Source organism: Pseudomonas sp. BF-B-26 (assembly GCF_019956495.1).
In the GTDB taxonomy this organism is placed as follows: Bacteria; Pseudomonadota; Gammaproteobacteria; order Pseudomonadales; family Pseudomonadaceae; genus Aquipseudomonas.
Genome location: NZ_JAHBDP010000090.1, coordinates 1 through 19,889, shown reverse-complemented (window position 1 = coordinate 19,889; position 19,889 = coordinate 1). Strand labels below are relative to the sequence as shown.

At 60.0% G+C, this 19,889-nt stretch carries 21 protein-coding genes; 7 read left to right on the top strand and 14 right to left on the bottom strand.

The features are described from left to right. Window positions 1-33: 33 nt before the first annotated feature. On the bottom strand, window positions 34-912 hold the full coding sequence (locus KGB03_RS20230; protein ID WP_223528548.1) for a DMT family transporter: 879 nt from the start codon (window positions 910-912) through the stop codon (window positions 34-36). Window positions 913-1,146: 234 nt separating this feature from the next. After that, entirely contained in the window at window positions 1,147-1,923 is a 777-nt protein-coding gene (locus tag KGB03_RS20225; protein WP_223528546.1) for an IclR family transcriptional regulator, read from the bottom strand. 288 nt (window positions 1,924-2,211) lie between these two features. Here KGB03_RS20225 and KGB03_RS20220 point away from each other — a divergent pair, with 288 nt between their 5' ends. Continuing rightward, window positions 2,212-3,105, top strand: a complete 894-nt coding sequence (locus tag KGB03_RS20220; RefSeq protein WP_111451134.1) for a neutral zinc metallopeptidase — start codon at window positions 2,212-2,214, stop codon at window positions 3,103-3,105. Further along, the gene (locus KGB03_RS20215; RefSeq protein WP_218537533.1) at window positions 3,106-4,065 is read left to right on the top strand and encodes an alpha/beta fold hydrolase; all 960 of its coding nucleotides are present in this window, start codon (window positions 3,106-3,108) and stop codon (window positions 4,063-4,065) included. It begins immediately after the preceding gene. Between the two features lie 121 nt (window positions 4,066-4,186). Here the strand turns inward: KGB03_RS20215 and KGB03_RS20210 are convergent, their stop codons facing one another. The 3 genes from KGB03_RS20210 to KGB03_RS20200 all read right to left on the bottom strand — a co-directional run bounded on the left by KGB03_RS20210 (window position 4,187) and on the right by KGB03_RS20200 (window position 6,319). After that, the gene (locus tag KGB03_RS20210) at window positions 4,187-4,780 is read right to left on the bottom strand and encodes an HAD family hydrolase (RefSeq protein WP_218537534.1); all 594 of its coding nucleotides are present in this window, start codon (window positions 4,778-4,780) and stop codon (window positions 4,187-4,189) included. Continuing rightward, complete coding sequence (gene tesB / locus KGB03_RS20205) at window positions 4,777-5,646, bottom strand: acyl-CoA thioesterase II (RefSeq protein WP_218537535.1); 870 nt, start codon at window positions 5,644-5,646, stop codon at window positions 4,777-4,779. The genes KGB03_RS20210 and tesB overlap by 4 nt, the downstream gene beginning before the upstream one ends. Before the next feature lie 103 nt (window positions 5,647-5,749). Beyond that, a complete protein-coding gene (locus KGB03_RS20200; protein WP_218537610.1) occupies window positions 5,750-6,319 on the bottom strand; it encodes a GNAT family N-acetyltransferase in 570 nt (189 codons plus the stop codon). 72 nt (window positions 6,320-6,391) lie between these two features. Here KGB03_RS20200 and KGB03_RS20195 point away from each other — a divergent pair, with 72 nt between their 5' ends. Together KGB03_RS20195 and KGB03_RS20190 are read left to right on the top strand one after the other, a co-directional pair. Then, entirely contained in the window at window positions 6,392-7,312 is a 921-nt protein-coding gene (locus tag KGB03_RS20195) for a histone deacetylase (protein WP_033054220.1), read from the top strand. 281 nt (window positions 7,313-7,593) lie between these two features. Then, the gene (locus tag KGB03_RS20190) at window positions 7,594-8,832 is read left to right on the top strand and encodes a TIGR03862 family flavoprotein (protein ID WP_223528542.1); all 1,239 of its coding nucleotides are present in this window, start codon (window positions 7,594-7,596) and stop codon (window positions 8,830-8,832) included. A 115-nt stretch (window positions 8,833-8,947) separates the two neighbouring features. Here the strand turns inward: KGB03_RS20190 and KGB03_RS20185 are convergent, their stop codons facing one another. Both KGB03_RS20185 and yedA read right to left on the bottom strand, forming a co-directional pair. Beyond that, on the bottom strand, window positions 8,948-10,282 hold the full coding sequence (locus KGB03_RS20185; RefSeq protein ID WP_074871125.1) for a DEAD/DEAH box helicase: 1,335 nt from the start codon (window positions 10,280-10,282) through the stop codon (window positions 8,948-8,950). Window positions 10,283-10,360: 78 nt separating this feature from the next. Beyond that, window positions 10,361-11,287: a drug/metabolite exporter YedA gene (gene yedA, locus KGB03_RS20180; protein ID WP_218537537.1), complete on the bottom strand. Its 927-nt coding sequence runs from the start codon at window positions 11,285-11,287 to the stop codon at window positions 10,361-10,363. 163 nt (window positions 11,288-11,450) lie between these two features. On the opposite strand from yedA, the gene KGB03_RS20175 reads away from it, so the two are divergent. Continuing rightward, window positions 11,451-11,903 carry an Lrp/AsnC family transcriptional regulator gene (locus KGB03_RS20175; RefSeq protein ID WP_218537538.1) on the top strand — a complete coding sequence of 151 codons (453 nt, stop codon included), beginning with the start codon at window positions 11,451-11,453 and terminating at the stop codon, window positions 11,901-11,903. A gap of 124 nt (window positions 11,904-12,027) precedes the next feature. Here KGB03_RS20175 and KGB03_RS20170 read toward each other — a convergent pair whose 3' ends face one another. From KGB03_RS20170 to KGB03_RS20155, 4 genes are all read right to left on the bottom strand, one after another. Then, window positions 12,028-12,576, bottom strand: coding sequence for a Bro-N domain-containing protein (locus tag KGB03_RS20170; RefSeq protein ID WP_223528539.1), 549 nt, complete (start codon window positions 12,574-12,576; stop codon window positions 12,028-12,030). Between the two features lie 339 nt (window positions 12,577-12,915). Further along, entirely contained in the window at window positions 12,916-13,527 is a 612-nt protein-coding gene (locus KGB03_RS20165) for a PolC-type DNA polymerase III (protein WP_017340916.1), read from the bottom strand. Window positions 13,528-13,549: 22 nt separating this feature from the next. After that, window positions 13,550-14,029, bottom strand: a complete 480-nt coding sequence (locus KGB03_RS20160; protein WP_008149222.1) for an NYN domain-containing protein — start codon at window positions 14,027-14,029, stop codon at window positions 13,550-13,552. Window positions 14,030-14,170: 141 nt separating this feature from the next. Next, window positions 14,171-14,926 carry a DUF2076 domain-containing protein gene (locus KGB03_RS20155; protein WP_223528536.1) on the bottom strand — a complete coding sequence of 252 codons (756 nt, stop codon included), beginning with the start codon at window positions 14,924-14,926 and terminating at the stop codon, window positions 14,171-14,173. A gap of 178 nt (window positions 14,927-15,104) precedes the next feature. Here KGB03_RS20155 and KGB03_RS20150 point away from each other — a divergent pair, with 178 nt between their 5' ends. Continuing rightward, window positions 15,105-15,779 (top strand): YciC family protein, encoded by a 675-nt coding sequence (locus KGB03_RS20150; protein ID WP_223528533.1) that lies wholly within the window; start codon window positions 15,105-15,107, stop codon window positions 15,777-15,779. Between the two features lie 75 nt (window positions 15,780-15,854). Beyond that, complete coding sequence (locus KGB03_RS20145) at window positions 15,855-16,934, top strand: endonuclease/exonuclease/phosphatase family protein (protein WP_223528530.1); 1,080 nt, start codon at window positions 15,855-15,857, stop codon at window positions 16,932-16,934. 124 nt (window positions 16,935-17,058) lie between these two features. Here the strand turns inward: KGB03_RS20145 and KGB03_RS20140 are convergent, their stop codons facing one another. Genes KGB03_RS20140 through KGB03_RS20130 form a run of 3 tightly spaced genes read right to left on the bottom strand, consistent with a single transcriptional unit; the run spans window position 17,059 to window position 19,682 of the window. Then, a complete protein-coding gene (locus KGB03_RS20140) occupies window positions 17,059-17,895 on the bottom strand; it encodes an ABC transporter ATP-binding protein (RefSeq protein WP_218537543.1) in 837 nt (278 codons plus the stop codon). Beyond that, window positions 17,883-18,686, bottom strand: a complete 804-nt coding sequence (locus tag KGB03_RS20135; protein ID WP_192410829.1) for an ABC transporter permease — start codon at window positions 18,684-18,686, stop codon at window positions 17,883-17,885. The genes KGB03_RS20140 and KGB03_RS20135 overlap by 13 nt, the downstream gene beginning before the upstream one ends. A gap of 9 nt (window positions 18,687-18,695) precedes the next feature. Further along, on the bottom strand, window positions 18,696-19,682 hold the full coding sequence (locus KGB03_RS20130) for an ABC transporter substrate-binding protein (RefSeq protein WP_223528527.1): 987 nt from the start codon (window positions 19,680-19,682) through the stop codon (window positions 18,696-18,698). Between the last annotated feature and the right edge of the window lie 207 nt (window positions 19,683-19,889).

The window sequence follows — 19,889 nt, the reverse complement described above, 5'->3', positions numbered from 1 at the left end:
GGCAGGCCTGATTCCAGGCCTGCCCTGCTGCTCTCACTGACGACTCTGCTGCCAGGCGGCTGCCAACCCGCTGCAACAAATCACCGCGATCCCGACCACGGTGGTCAGGGTCGGCGTGTGAGAAAACAGCAACCAGCCCAGCAAGCCGGCAAAGACAATCTGGCAATAACCGAACGGCGCCAACAACGCCGGGGCCGCGTGGCGGAAGGCTTGCGTCAGAAACAGGTGAGCCGTCATCCCGCAGGCGCCCAGCGCCACCATCATGAATCCATGGCCCAGGCTGGGGACTTGCCAGAAGAATGGCACCAGCGCGCTCATCACCAGGGTGTTGCACAGCCCGGCGAAGAAGTTGCTGGTGGTCGGGCTGTCGATGTTGCTGAGCTTGCGGGTGAGCAATTGATAGAAGCAGAAAAACAGCGCCGAGCAGAGCGGCAGCAACACCGCCGGGGTAAAGAGTTCTCCGCCGGGATGGACGATGATCAACACGCCGATGAAGCCGCAAATCACCGCAATCCACTGGCCACGCGTGACGTGCTCGCGCAGCAGTGGCACCGACAGCGCAGTCACCAGAACCGGCGCAAGAAAGTTGACCGCCGTGGCTTCGGCCAAGGGGATGTACTGCAAGCCAGTGGTGAAAAACAGACTGGTGCCCAACAGGCACAACGCCCGAAACAGCTGAAGTAAGGGCCGTTTGGTTCGTAGGACACCCAGCCCGGATTGCGGCAGGAAAATCCCGGCCATGAGTAAGGTGTGAACCAGATAACGGGCCCACACCACCATGACGATCGGGTAGAAGCCCGAGAGGTATTTCGACAAGGCGTCGTGACTGGAAAACAGGAAGGTCGCAACGACGATCAGCAAAATCCCTTTGAAGGGTTGGTTTACGCCGGAGAGCGGAGTGCTGACGGTCATTCGATATCCCTTGTGTAGTGCATCAACTATTTAAAAGCATCCTTTACAGGAAAAACGAACCCGAATAATTTAGAACCTTGTTCCAGATTCCTACACAAGCAAACCGAAAAAGTGTGCGAACAACGCACGGTTTCTGTAGGAGCAAAGCTTGCTCGCGATGCAGGCACCGCGGTGTTTCAGACAGACCGCGTCATCGTTCATCGCGAGCAAGCTTTGCTCCTACTGAGGTGGTGGTCAGCTGAACAGCTCCGACGCCAGACTGGCCGCCGACAGCTCATCGGCAAACTTCAACAACAGTGGCGCCAACTCATGCAATCGCGCCCCCGGCATCCGCGCGCTCGGCCCGGCGATGCTCAGCACACCGATGACTCGACCATCACTCGGATGTCGCACCACCGCAGCAATCGCCGAGGTGCCCACCGCCGAACTTTCCTCAACCCAGGCATAACCCTGCTCACGCGCCAGACGCAAGCGCTCCAGCAATTCGATGTTGGAGCGTGGTGCATTCGGCCCGAGGTCTTTCGGCCGCTCACCACCCTGCCGTTCGACCAGGGACAGCGCCTCGGCATCGCTCATACACGCCAGCCACGCATGCCCCGACGCGGTGTAAAACAAAGGCGCATCGCGGCCCATGTCCGGGTCGTAGCGCAGGCCGGAACGGGCGCCCTGGGATTTGGCGATCCAGATCTGCCGCTCACCTTCAATCACCCCAAGACGCACCAGCTCACCGGTTTCCTCGGCGAGGCGATCAAGCACCGGCTGCACAATATCGGCGCCGCTGCCCGACAAATAACGGAAACCCATGGCCACCAGTTTGGTCGACAGGTGATACCGCAGGTTCTCCGGATTCTGCCGCACATAACCCAGCCGAATCAGCTCGGCGAGCAACCGGTGAGTCGCGCTTTTGGGAATATCCAATTGCTCCGCCAGCGTCTGCATCGGCAGGCCTCGAGGGTCACTGGTGAGGCTTTCAAGCACGCTGAAAACACGTTCAATCTGACTGCCGGCCATGGGAGGTTCCACACAAAATTTGTCCGATTCTAGAAGACAACCGACCGAATGCGAAATCTGGAACCCACTGTCCGATAACGATGCAGGCGGTCGCCTGCTCGATAAAAACCCGTCGTCTGAAGGAATTAGATGGGTTGTCCGTGTTCAATACGAGTCTGGAAGACACCCGGCCACCCACCACAGGTTGCCGGGACGGCTGCTGTGCGCAACAAAAGATGGACGACCGGACTGGCGCCGCTCCCGCTCAGCAGCAACACTCATCCCCACGGACAATCAGAGGATTCCCACATGCTATGGAAAAAAGGCCGACGCAGCGACAACGTGGTCGATGCCCGTGGAGATGATGTCGGCAGTGGCGGTGGCGGGATGCGTTTCGGTGGCGGCAAGGGCCTGAGCCTGACGGCGATTATCCTGATCGTCGGGATCGGCTGGATGACCGGCCAGGACCCGCTGCAAATCCTCGGGCAACTGACCGGGCAGATGAGCGAGCAATCTGCACCGGCACCGACTCAAACCCGCAAGGCACCGCCGGCCACTGATGAAGGAGCCGAGTTCGTGCGCTCGATCCTCGGCGATACCGAAGACACCTGGGGTCAGATTTTCCAGCAGGCCGGTCGTCAATATAAGGACCCGACCCTGGTGCTGTTCAGTGGCCGCGTCAACTCGGCCTGCGGTCTGGCCAGTTCGGCGACCGGTCCGTTCTATTGCCCGGCGGACCAGAAGGTCTACCTGGACATGAGTTTCTTCCAGGAAATGTCCCAACGCTTTTCCGCCGCTGGCGACTTCGCCCAGGCCTACGTGATCGCTCACGAAGTCGGACACCATGTGCAGACCTTGCTCGGTGTGTCGGCGAAAATTCAGACCGCCCGCCAACAGGGTCGGCAGATGGAAGGTGACGGCGGTTTGCTGGTACGCCAGGAACTGCAGGCCGATTGCCTGGCCGGAGTCTGGGCCAACAACGCGCAGAAACGGCTGAACTGGCTGGAACCCGGTGACATCGAAGAAGCCTTGAACGCCGCCAATGCCATCGGCGATGACCGCTTGCAACAGCAAGGTCAGGGTCGTGTGGTGCCGGACTCGTTTACTCATGGTACGTCGGCGCAAAGGGTGCGCTGGTTCAAAACCGGATTCGCGCAAGGCCAGGTCGGCCAGTGCGATACCTTTGCAGCGAAAAACCTATAAATGAATAAGTGGCTGTTAGCTCTACTGATCACCTGCGCAAGCGCCCAGGCTGCCGAGCATGCGGTCAAAGAGGTCAGCTCCGGACGCCTGCTGCTGACTGCAGGTGAAATCGCGGTGGGCATCGGCACGGCGCCGACGAAAATCGAACGCGTGCTGATCATCATCCATGGTCGATTGCGCAATGCCGATACCTATCGCCAGAGCGCCGTGCACGCGGCCGAACAGGCCGGGCAAACCGCGAGCACCTTGGTGATCGCCCCGCAATTTCTCAATGAAACCGACGTCGCGGCCCATCCCGTGGCTGACAGCGTATTGCGTTGGCAGGGCAATGACTGGATGGCGGGCGGTGAATCCAGCGCTCCGTTTTCCATGAGTTCCTACGCGGCGCTCGACGAAATCATCGCCCGAATCGGCGATCGAAAACAGTTTCCGGACGTGAAGCAAATCGTCATCGCCGGTCACTCCGGCGGCGCTCAGGTGGTGCAGCGATACGCGTTGCTGGGCCACGATCAGCCAGCGCTCAAGGCGGCCGACATTCAGGTGCGTTACGTCATTGCCAACCCGTCGTCTTATGCGTACTTCGATGAACGACGGCCGGTGGCGTTCAAACACGCCGGTTGCCCGAATTTCAATCGCTGGAAATATGGACTGGTGGATTTACCCGCCTATGCCAAAGGGCAAACCGCCAAGCAGCTGGAAGAAAACTACGTCAAGCGCGATGTCGTTTACCTGCTCGGGCAGCAGGACAACGACCCGAATCAGCCGGCGCTGGATAAAAGCTGTGAGGCCCAGGCTCAGGGCGCCAATCGATTGGCTCGCGGGCGTAATTATTTTGCTTATCTGAAGCGGCTGCATCCTCAAGGTTTGAGTCAGCAACTGATTGAAGTACCCGGGGTCGGGCATGACGGGGATGGGATGTTCAACTCGCCGCAGGGTCAGAAGGCGTTGTTTGGTCACTGAGTTTTGTGGTGCCTGATCAGACGCCTTCGCGAGCAAGCCCGCTCCCACAGGTTTTGTGTTGGACAAAGTATTGTGATCAACACAAAACCTTGTGGGAGCGGGCTTGCCCGCGAAGGGGCCTTCAAGCGAACAACATTTGCCGCAACGCCACGCAATCCGCGGCATGCCAATCCGTCAACTCCGGCCAGGGATTATCCGGCAGGTTCACCAACACCGTCCGCGCCCCTGCCGCCCGACCGCAATCCAGATCAAAACGGTAGTCACCGACCATCACCATCTCACTGGCCGGGACATTCCAGGCCTGGGCCAACTTCAGCAAACCACCGGGATGCGGCTTTGGCGGTGCTTCATCACGGCCCAACACATCCTCCACCGCGAAGCAGTCGGCCAAGCCGATCGCCTCCAGCGTGACATGCGCCAGTTCGCGCGCATTGCGCGTGAGAATGCCCAGGTGATAACCGCGCCCGGCCAGCTCGCGCACCAGTTCTACCGCACCCGGTGCCGCTTTCGAACCGAGCGCCAGATCCCGTTCGTGTTCCAGCAACCACGCATGTTTGGCGGCGGCTTCATCGGCCGGCAGCGCGGCGAGGTGGGTCAGGATGTCGTGTTCGGCAGGAATCGCCAACGCCACGCGGATCGCCGCGAAGTCATGCACGGCCACCGTCAGGGTGCCGTCCATGTCGAACACCCAGTGCCGCACCTCGGCCAGGCTCATGCCCAATCCTTGCGGTGACGAATCAGGCCTTCCTGCGTGACCGACGCCACCAGTTGCCCGGCACGGTTGAACACGCTACCACGGCAGAAACCGCGCGAGTTGCCCGCCCAAGGACTGTCCATCGCATACAGCAACCAATCATCGGCGCGCAGATCCTGATGGAACCACAGTGCGTGATCGAGGCTGGCAACCTGCATGTCTTTTTGCCAGACCGACTTGCCGTGAGGCTGCATCGACGTAGTCAGCAGACCGAAATCCGAAGCGTAGGCCAGCAAGTATTTATGCAGCGCCGGAGAATCGGCCAAGGCACCGTCGGCGCGAAACCAGACGTACTTGATCGGATCGGACGGCTGCGGGTTGTAGGGATCTTTCTCGGTGATCGGGCGGAACTCGATCGGTTTCGGGCACAGAAATTTTTCGCGCATGTGCTCGGGGATCAGGTGCGCGCGCTGCTGAGTGAGTTCCAGCTCCGACGGCAGGTTCTCCGGGCCGACCACAACCGGCATCTCGGCCTGGTGCTGGAAGCCTTCTTCGTCGTACTGGAACGACGCACTGCAGGTGAAGATCGGGTTGCCCTTCTGGATCGCCGTCACCCGGCGCGTGCTGAAACTGCCACCGTCGCGCACCCGATCAACCTGATAAACCACAGGCAACGCGGAATCGCCGGGACGCAGGAAATAACCGTGCATCGAATGCACATGGCGCGCTTCTTCGACCGTCTGACTGGCCGCCGACAGGGACTGACCGATCACCTGACCACCGAACAGCTGACGAAAACCCAGGTCCTGGCTGCGGCCACGGAACAGGTTTTCTTCGATCGGTTCCAGGGTCAGCAGGTCAACCAGATCATCCAACACTTGGCTCATTCAGACTCTCCTCACACAACGCATGCCGCGCAGTCATGGCTGCGACGGTCGATTCAATTTCTGGCCAGGGCCCATGGGAGCCATTGTAAACGTCCGTGCCGGCTTATCCATGCAAGGTTTGCAGCCATTGTTCACGGGTGATGCGGTACAGCGCATGGTGACGCAGGGGATGATCGACCGCGAGCATCGGGTGGTCGAAATCATCGGCTGAATCATGGTGCATGCCGATGGCCTGCATGACTTTCTGCGACGGCGTGTTGGTTTCGGTGGTGAAGGACACCACTTCTTTCAGCGCCAACCGGTCAAACCCGCAGCGCAGAGCGGTCCACGCCGCTTCACTGGCGTAGCCAAGGCCCCAGTGCTCGCGGGCCAGGCGCCAGCCGATTTCGGTGGCCGGGGTAAAGCATGCGTCGAAGCCGACCTCGGCGAGCCCGGTAAAACCGATAAATGCCCCGGTGTCCTTGCGCTCCAGCGCCCAGAGACCGAAACCATGTTCGGCAAAATGACCACGAATCCGTCCGATCAGCGAGGCACTTTCCAGACGACTCAAAGGCGCCGGAAAATATCGCATCACCTGTGGATCGGCGCACATCACCGCAAACTCCGGCAAATCTTCATCGCTCCACTGCCGTAACAGCAGTCGCGCGCTCTCGAGTTCCAGTATCGGTTCCATCATCTCCCCCTTTCCATGCCGCAAGTCTACAACGCTGGTAGGATCCGTCCTTCATTCCTACGTTAATTCGTCATGCCCCTGCCCCTGATCTATCACGAAGACTACAGTCCCGAGTTCCCGGCGGATCACCGCTTCCCCATGGACAAGTTTCGCCTGCTGCGCGATCACCTGGTGGACAGCGGACTGACTCGCGACGCCGACCTGCTGCGCCCCGACCTCTGCCCGCCAGAGATTCTCGCGCTCGCACATGACCCTGCGTATATCGAACGCTACATGGGCGGCGAGTTGTCCCGCGAAGACCAGCGGCGCCTCGGCCTGCCCTGGAGCGAAGCCTTGGCCCGGCGCACGGTGCGGGCGGTTGGCGGCTCGCTGCTGGCGGCCGAGCAGGCGCTGGAACATGGTTTGGCCTGTCACTTGGCCGGCGGCACCCATCACGCGCATTACGACCATCCTGCCGGGTTCTGCATCTTCAATGACCTGGCCGTGATCAGCCATTTCCTGCTGGAAAGCGGTCGGGTAAATCGGGTGCTGATCTTCGACTGCGATGTACATCAGGGCGACGGGACTGCACGGATCCTGCACAACACCCCGGAAGCGGTGACCGTTTCCCTGCACTGCGAGAAGAACTTTCCTGCACGCAAAGCCGAAAGTGACTGGGACATTCCACTGCCCAAGGGCATGGGCGATGCCGATTACCTGAAGGTGGTGGACGATGCGCTCAATTATTTGCTGCCGCTCTACCAACCTGACCTGGTGTTGTACGACGCCGGCGTCGATGTGCATAAAGATGACGCGCTCGGCTACCTGAAGCTGACAGACGAAGGCGTCGCCGCTCGCGATGAAAGCGTGATGCGTCATTGCCTGGGCCGGGATATCCCGGTGGTCGGGGTCATCGGCGGCGGCTACAGCAAGGACCGCAAGGCATTGGCGCGCCGTCATGGAATCCTGCATCACAGTGCACAACGGGTCTGGCAGTCATCAGGTTGTCATTGAGCTGTGGGTCTTTACCCACAATGCCTGTGGAACTGCCTGTGGATAACCTGAGTGAAAGGTCCTACAGACCAGACCGCATATAGGTCACAGAGAGGCGGTTGTTTTTTAACCAGCTTTCGAATCCACCTACGGTCCCTGTGGGAGCGGGCTTGCCCGCGAAGAGGCCGGCAAATTCAATATCTTTGGTGGCTGACAGTCCGCTATCGCGGGCAAGCCCGCTCCCACAGTTATTGTGTACTGCTAGAATGCGCGGCTTATTCCGCCATCCCGCAGCGCATCCCATGACCCAGCCCTCGCCCTCCTCCCCTCACGTCGCAATTATCGGCGGCGGCCCCGCCGGTCTGATGGCCGCCGAAGTGCTGAGCCAGGCCGGGATCAAGGTCGACCTGTACGACGGCATGCCTTCAGTAGGACGAAAATTCCTGCTGGCCGGTGTGGGTGGCATGAACATCACCCATTCCGAAGCCTACCCGGCATTTCTCTCACGCTACGCCGAACGCGCGCCGCAGATTGCACCACTGCTGCGTGGCTTCGGTGCCGATGCGCTGTGCCAATGGATTCATGACCTGGGCATCGAAACCTTTGTCGGCAGTTCCGGCCGAGTCTTTCCTACAGACATGAAAGCCGCCCCCCTGTTGCGCGCCTGGCTAAAACGCCTGCGAGACAGCGGCGTCGTTATCCACACCCGTCACCGCTGGCTCGGCTGGGATGACAGCGGTGGATTACGCATCGACAGCCCCGAAGGCGAAAAAACCGTCAAACCTGACGCCACCTTGCTGACCCTCGGCGGCGGCAGCTGGTCGCGGCTCGGCTCGGACGGCGCCTGGATGCTGCCACTGGAACAACACGGCGTAGGACTCGCGCCGCTGCAACCGAGTAATTGCGGCTTCGAGGTGCAGGCCTGGAGCGAGTTGATGGTCAGCAAATTCGCCGGCGCCCCGCTGAAAAACATCGCCATTGGCCTCAATGACGACGTGCCGCGGCTCGGGGAATGTGTGATTACGGCAACCGGGATTGAAGGCAGCTTGATCTACGCCTTGTCGGCGCCGATCCGCGAAGCCATCAATCAGCACGGCTCGGCAACCATTCACCTCGACCTGCTGCCGGGCAGACCTGTGGATAAAGTGCGGGCTGCGCTGAGCAAACCGCGCGGTTCACGCTCAATGTCGAAACACCTGCACAGCCAGCTCGGCATTGATGGCGTGAAAGCGGCTCTGCTGCGCGAACTGACGCCGGCCGAATACTTCGCCGATCCGGCGCTGCTGGCCAAAGCGATCAAGGCGCTTCCACTGACACTGGTGAAAACCCGCCCACTGGACGAGGCCATCAGCAGCGCCGGTGGCGTGATGTTCGAAGCGATGGATGAGCGTTTGATGCTCAAGCAACTGCCCGGCGTGTTCTGCGCGGGGGAAATGCTGGATTGGGAAGCACCGACCGGCGGCTATCTGCTGACCGCGTGTTTCGCCAGTGGGCGAGCGGCGGGGTTGGGGATGGTGGAGTGGTTGAAGCACAAGGCTTGAAACCGAGTTGACCCCTTCGCGAGCAAGCCCGCTCCCACAGGGGATTTGTGGACGACACAGATCCAGTGTGGGAGCGGGCTTGCTCGCGAAGGCGGCTTAAGTTACGCCGCAGCTATTAAGGCTTCTTCTTACGCGGCCCGGTATTAAACACCGGCACCTTGCGCACAGGCTTGATCGAAGGCTCCGGCGCCGACGCATCACCGCTCTCAACCCACTTACCCAGATTGCGTTTACCGCCACCGGAGGTCTTTGGCTTCTTCGGTTTTTTCGGCTTCTTGACGACCTGACCGCTGGCATCGGTATCCGGCACCCGGTGCTCAGGCTCGAAGTCATGTTCCATCTGGCGAGGCAATGTCTGACGGGTCAACGTCTCGATGGCCGACAGCAGATTCACTTCATCAGCGCAGACCAGCGAAATCGCCTGCCCGGTTGCACCCGCGCGACCGGTACGACCGATCCGGTGGATGTAGTCCTCCGCCACGATCGGCAGGTCGAAGTTGACCACCAATGGCAAATCTTCGATATCCAGACCACGGGCCGCGACGTCGGTGGCCACAAGAATCTGCACTTCACTGGCCTTGAAGCGGTCTAGCGCACGCTGACGGGTTGCCTGCGGTTTGTCGCCGTGGATGCCGTCGGCATTGACGCCCAGTCCCTGGAGTTTTTCCACCAGCGCGTCCACGCCGTTGCGGGTCTTGGCGAACACCAGCACCTGCTTCCACTTGCCCTTGCGCAACAAGTGGATGAACAGCTCCGGCTTGCGCTTCTTGTCCACCGTCACCACCCATTGCTTGACGGTGTTGGCAGCCACGTTGCGCGGGCTGACTTCGATGCTCAACGGATCGTTGAGCATTTGTCCGGCCAGCAAACGGATCGCGTCGGAGAACGTCGCGGAGAACAGCAGCGTCTGACGTTGCTTGGGCAGCACGCGGTAGATATTCCCCAGTTCCTCGGAGAAACCCAGATCAAGCATGCGATCGGCTTCGTCCAGGATCAGGGTTTGCAGCTGATTGAACTTGAGGGCCTTCTGGCGATACAGGTCGAGCAAACGGCCCGGCGTCGCCACCAGCACGTCAACACCCTTGCGCAGCTTCATCATTTGCGGGTTGATGCTGACGCCGCCGTACACCGCGTAAGTGCTCAACGGCAGGTTCTCGGCGTACTGACGCACGGCTTCGTGAACCTGTTCGGCCAATTCGCGGGTCGGCACCAGAATCAGTGCGCGCACCGAGTTGGACGCCACTTTCGGCCCTTCCATGGCCAGCAATTGCAAGAGCGGCAGCGCGAAGCCGGCGGTCTTGCCCGTCCCGGTCTGGGCGGCGGCCATCAGGTCGCGACCGGCCAGCACCGCAGGAATGGCTTGCGCCTGAACCGGCGTAGGGGTCTGGTAGCCGAGCGTCTCGAGAGAGCGCAGCAAGGGTTCGATCAGGCCAAGGGAGGCGAAAGTCATGGGATTACCGTAGGAAAATTCAGCGCGGGTTTTTCAAAACAAGTGTGCAAAACAAGATGCAATGGCGCGCAGTTTACCCTAATTCACACTCGATTCTGTCTGCACCACGGCAGCAGGTCGTTCCGGCATCCGGCGCCACTGCGGCAAACCGATCAACACCACGGCGCTGATGATCACCAGCATGGCCAGCGCTTCTTCGATCCCGATGGTCTCGCCGACAAACACGATCCCCAACAACACCGCCACCGCCGGGTTGACGTAGGCATAACTGGTGGCCGCCGCCGGACGCACGTTTTTCAACAGGTACATATAAGCGTTGAAAGCGATGATCGAACCGAAGAAGGTCAGGTAGGCCAGGGCCGCCCAGCCTTCGATTGGCGGCATGGCGTCCAGATGCTCACCACTCAGCGCACTGCCGATCAGCAGCGCCACACCGCCCACCAGCATTTCCACGGCACTGGCCATCGCGCCCTGGGGCAGCGGCAAGTGTTTGCTCCACACCGAACCGAAGGCCCAGGACGCTGCCGCGAATATCAGCAAGGCGGCGCCCAATGGGCTCGATTGCAAGTTGGAGCCGAGATTGAGCATGGCAATGCCGATCAGCCCGAGCACAATCCCGGCCCATTCGAGACGGGTATTACGCGCGCCCCAGAAATATCCGCAGAGCAAGGTAAACAGCGGCACCGTCGCCACCGCCAACGCAGCCACACCCGAGGCGACGCCCATGTGTTCGGCCACGCTCACCCCGCCGTTACCGCACGCCAGCAGCAAAATCCCGATGATCCCGGCGGCTTTCCACTGCGCCCAGGTCGGTGCCGGCGCCCCGCGCCAACGCAGGAACGCGTACATCAACGTCCCTGCGATCACGAAGCGGATACCGGCGAGCAGCAGCGGCGGCCAGTACGCCACGCCGATGCGAATCACCAGGTAAGTCGAGCCCCAAATCACGTACAACGCGAAAAAGGCAGCGATCAACGGTAAGGGAAAACGACGTAAGCCAGGCATGGGGCAGCTCGTAGGCAAGACAAGTGAGCAGCTATTCTAGAAAGGCCAGCGGCGTAAAATAAGTTACAAAACCTGTTTATAGCGCCGGTACACTTTTCAAAACACGGAGATCACCGCTATAAACCGTGTTTTCGAAAGTCAGTCATTTTTCAGGAGTCCGACGATGGACAAATACGACCGCATGCTCCTCAGCGCCCTGCTGGAAAACGGTCGTGCGTCCTACGCCGACCTGGCGCGCAAAGTGAACCTGTCCGCTCCGGCCGTGGCCGAGCGCGTGGCCAAACTCGAAGCCTGCGGGGTGATCACCGGTTACCAGGCGAAGGTCGACATGTCGAAAATCGGTCTGCCGATCCAGTGCGTCATCGAACTGCGCCTGAACCAGCACGGCAACCAAAAGGCCTACGACGACCTGATCAAAATCCCGCAATTGACCGAGTGCCATCGGGTGACGGGTGATCCGTGCGTGATCATGCAAGCGGCGGTGGGTTCGATGCCGGAGCTGGAAGAGTTGATCAACCGGATCGCCAAGTTCGGATTCAGCAAGACCTCGATTGTGCTATCGAGCGCGATAGAGAAGCGCGTGCCGCTGGGACAGCTGGAAGGAAAGCCAATCTAATGCCACAGGAGGTCTAATGTGGGAGCGGGCTTGCTCGCGAAGGCGGTGTGTCAGACAACATCAATGTTGAAAGATAAATCGCTTTCGCGAGCAAGCCCGCTCCCACAGGGGATTTGCGGTGTGATCAGAATCCGCGAACGCCGCTATATCCGGCGCCCAACAAACACGGCATATCTTTTAAACGAACCCAGGGCTCTGTCCGCCAATGCAGCAGGCTTAACGTGCCTCCTGCCCATTCCATCAAGCGCAAACTCGGCGCCTGATTCGAAGCAACCCCGCCACCGTCCCGCAGCATCGGCACCACCTGATGGGTCAGCCAACGCCGCAGATTCCGGTTCTCCGGGCAGTAGTGATAGACCAGCATCGCGTATACGCCGGACTCACTCAGCATCAATGTCTCTTGAGGTTCGTCGCTTCCGGACAAACACATCATCTGGCGCTGATCGGCATCAAGCTTGAGTGCGTATCTGCCGTTTATATCCACGCCCATTAACCGGCCGATATCGCGGGCGCAAAACCACGCCTCGGCATGCAGTAGCAGCGCTCTCAGTTGGATGTGATGACGGATGAATGTTTTGGGTACGAAGTGAGCTTCTCTTGAAGCTGGCTGCACTATTTCGGACTGATCTGAGTCAGCACTGCTATTAGGGATATTGAGGGTAGCTTTGACCATGGGCGAATCTCCGAACCAAATATGCCTCCAACGATTCGGGCTTGCAGTCCCGGTTACTGCATTGGCAGCAACGGTCAAAAGGTTATCGATGCCACAGATGAGGGGCAAGACAGACAATCCCTAATATTCGGTAGGAGCGATCGTCGAATCGGAGGCGTCGTTAAACACCAATCTATTTGCCGCAGGAGATCCAATGTGGGAGCGGGCTTGCTCGCGAAGGCGGTGTGTCAGACAACATCAATGTTGAAAGATAAATCGCTTTCGCGAGCAAGTCGAATCGTCGCACCGCCGCTCCCACAGGGAATTGGTGTTGTGTCAGAGGATTTTTGGGGGTGTCAGTCAGAACCCGCGATGGCGCTTCAGATGCTCATTGATCTTCGCCGCCGGCACTTTCTGCAAGCTCACCAGCAGATCATGGGACAACTCGCGCAATCCGTGCTTCTGCCGCAACTCCTGGGCCAAATGCGCCGTCAGGTTGGCCGCCATCTCGGCATCGGCCATGGCCCGGTGAGCTTTACCTGTATTGGGCAGGCTGGCGAAGGTGGTGAGGGTGCCGAGTTTGTGGTTCGGCGCGGCGGGCATCAAACGGCGGGCGAGCAGCAGCGAGCAGGCAAAGTTCTGCAAGCGTGTGCGTTTGATACGCCCCAGTTCAAAGTCCCAGAACTTCTGGTCGAACGCGGCGTTGTGCGCCAGCAGCGGTGTGATGCCGACGAATTCGTTGACTTCGTTCATCACCTGCTCGGCCGATGGCGCGGTGCGCAGCATGGCGTTGCTGATGCCGGTGAGTTGTTCGATGAAGGCCGGGACGCGCACACCGGCATTCATCAGGCTTTGGTAACGCTCGACGATGCGCCCCTGTTCAAGGATCACCACGGCAATTTCCGTGGCCCGGCAGCTGCTGCTCGGGGAGATCCCGGTGGTTTCAAAGTCGATGACTGCTATGCGTTCCAAACCTGTTTCAACTCCGTAAAAATCAATTCTTGAGCAGCAACGCGCCTTCGATCGGCACGTAGCGGCTGGCGGCGCGGATCAGCGAGTTGGCCGTCAGGCCCGGCACGCCGTAGGCCACGGCTTGCACCCCGTGCTTGGTGATGATGCGCTCCAGCAGCATGTCGAAATCACCGTCACCGGAGGCCAGCACCACTTCGTCGACATGATCGGCGGCGTCCATGATGTCGAGGGTGATGCCCACGTCCCAGTCGCCTTTGGCCGAGCCATCGCTGCGCTGGATGTAGGGCTTGAGCTTCACGACAAAGCCGAGGTTGCGCAGGATCTGCTGGAATTGCTGCTGTTTGCTGTCGCCGCGATCGATGGCGTAGGCATAGGCCTCGACGATCTCGCCCTGTTTGCTGATATCAGCCCACAGCGCGGCATAGTTGAAATGGCAACCATAGGCCTGACGCACGGTGTAATAGAGGTTCTGGACATCGGCGAACACTGCGATTTTTTTCACCGGTCATCCTCGTTGGCGCGCCGCAGCGCAGGCAGGATCAGGCACCAGGCCCGAAAAGTTGCCCAGTATGCCAGCCTGAAGGATTGTTCCGCGAATAATCGGCCGTGTGGCGAGGGAGCTTGCTCCCTCACCACAGATGAATCAGACGAAGGAATCGTCGTCGCCGCCGAAGAACGATGAGCTGTCATCGCTGTAGTCGGCGTCGGTAAAGCCGCCCTGATCACTGGAGTTGTCAGCCACGCGCTGATCCTCGCCCCAACCTTTTTCACCGCTCTGATCATTGACCTGAGCCGGTTCTTCCTTGATGACTTCAACCACTTCCGGCTGCTGATTGTGATGGAACAGGCTGCTGATGCCTTGCGCCAGCATCACACCACCGGCCACACCGGCGGCGGTTTTCAGCGCACCACCGAGGAAACCACTGCCGGCAGGCTGTTGCGGGGCGTAATTCTGCTGAGGCGGCGCTGCACCGAAGTTCTGTTGTGGCGGCTGCGAGTTGAACGACGGCCGCGCCGGTTCACGCCAGCCGCCACCACCCGATGCGGGTGGACTTTGGGTGGGCGCTGGCTGCGGATCACGGGAACCGCCACCAAAAATGCTCGACAAGAAACCACCGCTGCTTGGTGCTGCAGCCGCCGGCTGCGCCTTGGCCGATTGCAGTTCGGCCTGCAATTGCTGGACTTGCTGGGCGAGTTGTTTGTTCTGTTCGTCGAGGCTTTTGAGGGCAGCCTCTTGCACCAGAATCGCCTGGGTCATGAAATAGCCTGCCGCGGGCTGGCGAGTCAAGTGTTCCTTGATCCGCGCCTCGGCCTGGGCATCGCGCGGGGCTGAGTCCGTTTCGGCCTGTTGCAGCCGGGAAAACAGTCCATCGATCAGGGTTTGTTCTTCGCTGTTCATGGCGACCTCGTAGATTGCCGGGAATATCGTCGCCCTTATCCACTGTGGATAAGGTGCTTATCCGTAATGGAGGCTGATACAGGATGTTTCAATGGTCTTTACCGAACGTTTACGTTTGCGCCCCAAAGCGCTTCATCGGTTAAAGTGGGCCACTGCTTCCAACCTGCGATACCGACTGATGAATTCGTTCGATGTACTGCGTGACTCACTGTATTTCTTCAAGCGCAATCTGGGCCAGATCGTGCGGCTGTGCCTGCCGCTGGTGATTCTGGAGGCGCTTTTGCAACAAGTGGTCGATCACTCCACCGAGCCGGACAGCTTTCCCGGTATCAGCGTGATGGTCGGTTTGTTGATTTACCCGCTGTACACCGCCGCGCTGATCCTGTTTCTCGATGCCCGCAGTCGTGGCGAATCGCCGCGTAACCGTGACCTGCTGTCGAGGTCCGCCTACCTATGGCCGCGTTTTGCCGTGCTGACGGCACTCAATACGCTGCTGATCCTGATCGGCCTGTCGCTGTATTTCCTGCCGGGCATCTGGCTGATGGTGACCCTCGCGTTTGGCGAGTATTTGCTGGTGCTGCGCGGCATGGCACCGCTGGCGGCAATGAAAGAAAGCCTGCGCCTGACCCGCGGCCATTTCCTGCGCATCCTGGTGTGCATTCTCTGTGTAATGGGCCCGTTGTGGGTGCTCAAGGGCGCGACCCTGGCGGTCTATCCCGAACCGCAGAACCCGGTGATTTCCCTGTTGATCGACAGCGCTCACAGCTTCCTGCAACTGTTCGTCAGCGTGGTGCTGTTCCGCTTGTTCATGTTGATCGGCGAGGTGCCCGAGAAAATTGACGGGCCGCTTTGACCGCTCTACCCGTGGGCTTAAGCCCGCCTGTCGGTTATGCTCGGGGTCAACTTTTGTAACGCTATAAGCCGAGCCATGACCCGTCTACTGCGCTACACCCTGCTGGGCCTGTTGACCGTGACCGGCCTGATTGCCTTGCTGATCTACAACCTGACCTGGCGCCCCGAAGCCAAGGAAGCCTTACCGGTCAGTTGCAACGCTCAGGCACCGACGCTGGTGCCCGGTCAGGCGCTGAAGGTGATGACCTGGAACGTCCAGTACCTGGCGGGAAAACGCTACGTGTTCTGGAATGACCTGGCCGCTGGCAATGACGAAAAACCCACGCCCGAAGACATGGCTTTCAGCCTCGATGAAGTGGCGCGGGTGATCCGCGACGAGCAACCGGACGTCGTGCTGTTGCAGGAGCTCGATGACGACGCCAAGGCCAGCGATTACCAAAACCAGTTCAAGCTGCTTCAGGAGCGAGTCGCGGACCTGTATCCGTGCAGCACTCACGCCTTCGACTGGAAAGCCGACTTCGTGCCTGAACCGCACATCTTTGGCAGCGTCGGCCGGCAGTTGGCCACCCTCAGCCGCTACCAGATCGAACACGCCGAACGCCTGCAATTACCGGTCGCGCCGGCCAATTTCATCACCCGCCAGTTCAAACCGAAAAATGCCTTATTGGTCACGTATCTGCCGTTGAGCGACGGCGGTCAGATAGCGGTGTTCAACACCCATCTGGACCGCGTCATCCAGCCCGACGAAACGCTGCAATCCCAGGTGACGGCCATGGTCAAAGTCCTCGACAAGTTCGAAAGCCGCGGCACGCCGTGGTTGATCGGCGGGGACTTCAACCTGTTGCCGCTGGGGCAATATCGACGTCTGCCCGACGAGCAACGCACGCCCTACTCCGCCGACAGTGCGCTGCATGTGCTGTGGGACAAATACCCGATGATCCCGACCAACAACGAAGCCAGCGGCATTGACCGGGCGCAGTGGTTGACCCATTACCCGAATGATCCGGGCTTGAACGGCCCGGACCGGACTGTCGACTACCTGTTCTACAGTCCGCGGATCAAACGGGTCGAGGCGATGGTGAGACAGGACGATACCTTGCGGATCTCCGATCACTTGCCGGTGATTGCGCGGTTCCTCCTGCCGGCAGCGCCCTAACCTCCGCTTAATGCAAAACCTGTGGGAGCGGGCTTGCTCGCGAAGGCGATTTATCATTCAACATTGATGTCGGCTGACCCACCGCTTTCGCGAGCAAGCCCGCTCCCACAAGGATTGTGCGGGCTCAATGCCCCTCCTCCAGCTCATCATGCAATAGCCCGAAGATCTTGCGCTTCATGTCGATAAACGAGCGTTCCATGACCATGTCCAACGTCCGTGGGCGTTCGATCGGCACGTCCAGAATCTGTTTGATCCGCCCAGGCCTGGCGCCCATCACGTAGACCCGGTCGCCCAGCAGAATCGCCTCGTCGATATCGTGGGTCACAAACAACACGGTCTTCTTGCTGTTGCCCCAGACCCGCAACAACAGCTGCTGCATTTGCAGGCGCGTCTGGCTGTCGAGTGCACCGAAGGGCTCGTCCATGAGCAAGATTTGCGGATCGTTGGCCAGCGCCCGAGCAATGGCGACACGCTGCATCATGCCGCCGGACAGTTGCTTGGCATAGTTGTCGGCAAACCCGGTCAAGCCCACTTCGTTGACGTAGTAGTCGACAATCTCCTTGCGCTGGGCGGCAGCCATACCGCGACGCTTGAGGCCGAACTCGACGTTCTGCCGCACCGTCAGCCATGGGAACAGCGTATAGCTCTGGAACACCATGCCGCGATCCGCACCCGGCCCTTGAACTTGCTGGCCACCGACGTAGATCTCGCCTTCCGTGGGCTCATTCAAACCCGCCGTGAGGTACAGCAAACTCGACTTGCCGCAGCCCGAAGGCCCCACCAGCACGGCGAATTGCTGATCCGGCACTTCGAACGACACCTGATCCAGCGCGGTGAACACGCCACCGTCAGGCTTTTGATAGCGAAGACTGACCTTGTCCACTTGCAACCGTGGCGCGGCGTGCACCGGGGCGGCCTGTGACGTGACGAAACGAGGGTTGACGGCGCTTACTGAGCCCATGCGGCGATCCTCAGACGGAGAAAACGGAACAGTTGATCGGTGACCAGGCCCAACAGGCCGATGATCGCGATTGCCAGGAAAATCACATCCACTTGAAAGCCGCGCATGGCTTTAAGGCTCAAGTAGCCCAGACCGCTGGAGGCCGCAACCAGCTCGGCAACCACCAGGTAAGTCCAGGCCCAGCCCATGGTCACGCGCAAAGTGTCGAGCACACCCGGCAACGAAGCCGGGGCGATGACATGCAGCACCGCATCGCGGCGGTTCGAACCCAAGGTGTAAGACGCGTTGATCAGGTCCTTGGAGATGCCTTTGGACACGTCCGCGATCATCACCAGTTGCTGGAAGAACACGCCGAAGATGATCACCGAAACCCGCTGCTCCAGACCGATGCCGATCCACAGAATGAACAGCGGCACGAACGACGTGACCGGCAGGTAGCGGATGAAATTGACCATCGGCTCAAGGAACGCCTGGACGATGCGAAAGCTGCCCATCAGCAACCCCAGCGGCACGGCCACCAGCGACGACACGATGAAGCCGACCATGACCACTTCGAGGCTGGCCCACACATGCTGGCCCAGCGTGCCGTCACGGCTCAGGCGCACAGCGGCCTCGACCACCGCGCCCGGTGTCGGCAGGAACATGCCCGGCACCACGCCGCCGTAAGACAACCCGGCCCACAGGCCGACCAACAACACCCAGGCCAGACCGCTCGCGCTCCAGATCACCGACACCGGAAGGCCGGTCTTGGGCGTGATGCAGCGGCTCAGCCATGAATTGCGCTTGAACATGCGAACCTCCTAGAGCGGGCTGACGAAGCGGTTGTCGATCAGGTCGTCATTGCTGACGTTGTAGGGTTTGCCCTGCAATTCACTGGCGGTCTCGTTGGCCAGTTTGATCAGCGGTTCGCTGTCGCCCGGATTGCCCGGCGAGCCCAGGAGTTTTTCGCTCATGGCCTGATCGTAGAAGCGCACGCCCTGCGCGGCAGCGGCCAGTTCCTTCGGATCGGCCAGATAACCGCCGACGCCTTTGGCCATGATTTTGTAAGCTTCTTGCGGATGGTCCTTGGTGTACTGCACCGCTTTGTACAAACCGGCCACCAACGCCTTGACGTCTTCCGGCTGCTTCTCGATAACCGTGCAGTTGAGCGCGACCACGTCGACAATCACTCCCGGCGTACTGCTGCTGTCGATCAGCACCTTGCCTTGTTGCTTGCTGCGAACCATCGACAGGTGCGGTTCCCAGGTCACGGCCGCTGGCACGCGACCGGCGATGAACGCGGTGGCGGCGTCGTCAGCCGTCATGTTCTGCACGGTGATGTCGCTCATTTTCATGCCGTGCTTTTTCAGCAAATAAGACAACCAGAACTGCGAGGTCGAACCTTCGTTCACCGCCACGGCCTTGCCTTTCAACTCCTGCAAACTCTTGACGTCCTTGCCGACCAGAACACCGTCGCCACCATGGCTGTCATCCAGTGCAGCTACAGCCTTGAAGCAGAATTGCGGGCGGTACTTGAGCACTTCGTCGATGGTCGACGCCGAGCCCGACAACTCGCCCGAGGCTTGCGCGGCCATGTACATCGAGGCCTCTTCGACGATGGGTAATTCGACGGTCAAACCGTTTTCCTTGAAGTAGCCCAGGTCCTGAGCCAGGTAGAGCGTGCCGTAACCGACCCACGTGGTGTGGCCGATAGAGAGGGTGCCGGCCTGGGCGCTGGTAGCGACCGTCGCGGCGATGGCGGTGACCGCCAGTGGATGTGCGAAGCGAGTAAGCAAGGACTTGATCATGGAGCACTCCCAAAGCTGTTGATTTAGTTTTGTCATGGGCAGTACGGCCAGCGGCCTTGGAGAAGTGCTGCCACCTGAGGTCTCTGGTGGACCTTTCGGTGAACAGTGTTTGGCTGACTGGCGAGGTCGATGTTGGCCCAAGGTCGGGAGAAGGAAAATCAGGAAATATGTCGTTGGGAGTGATGAAAAAACTGGGTAGCGTGCGCC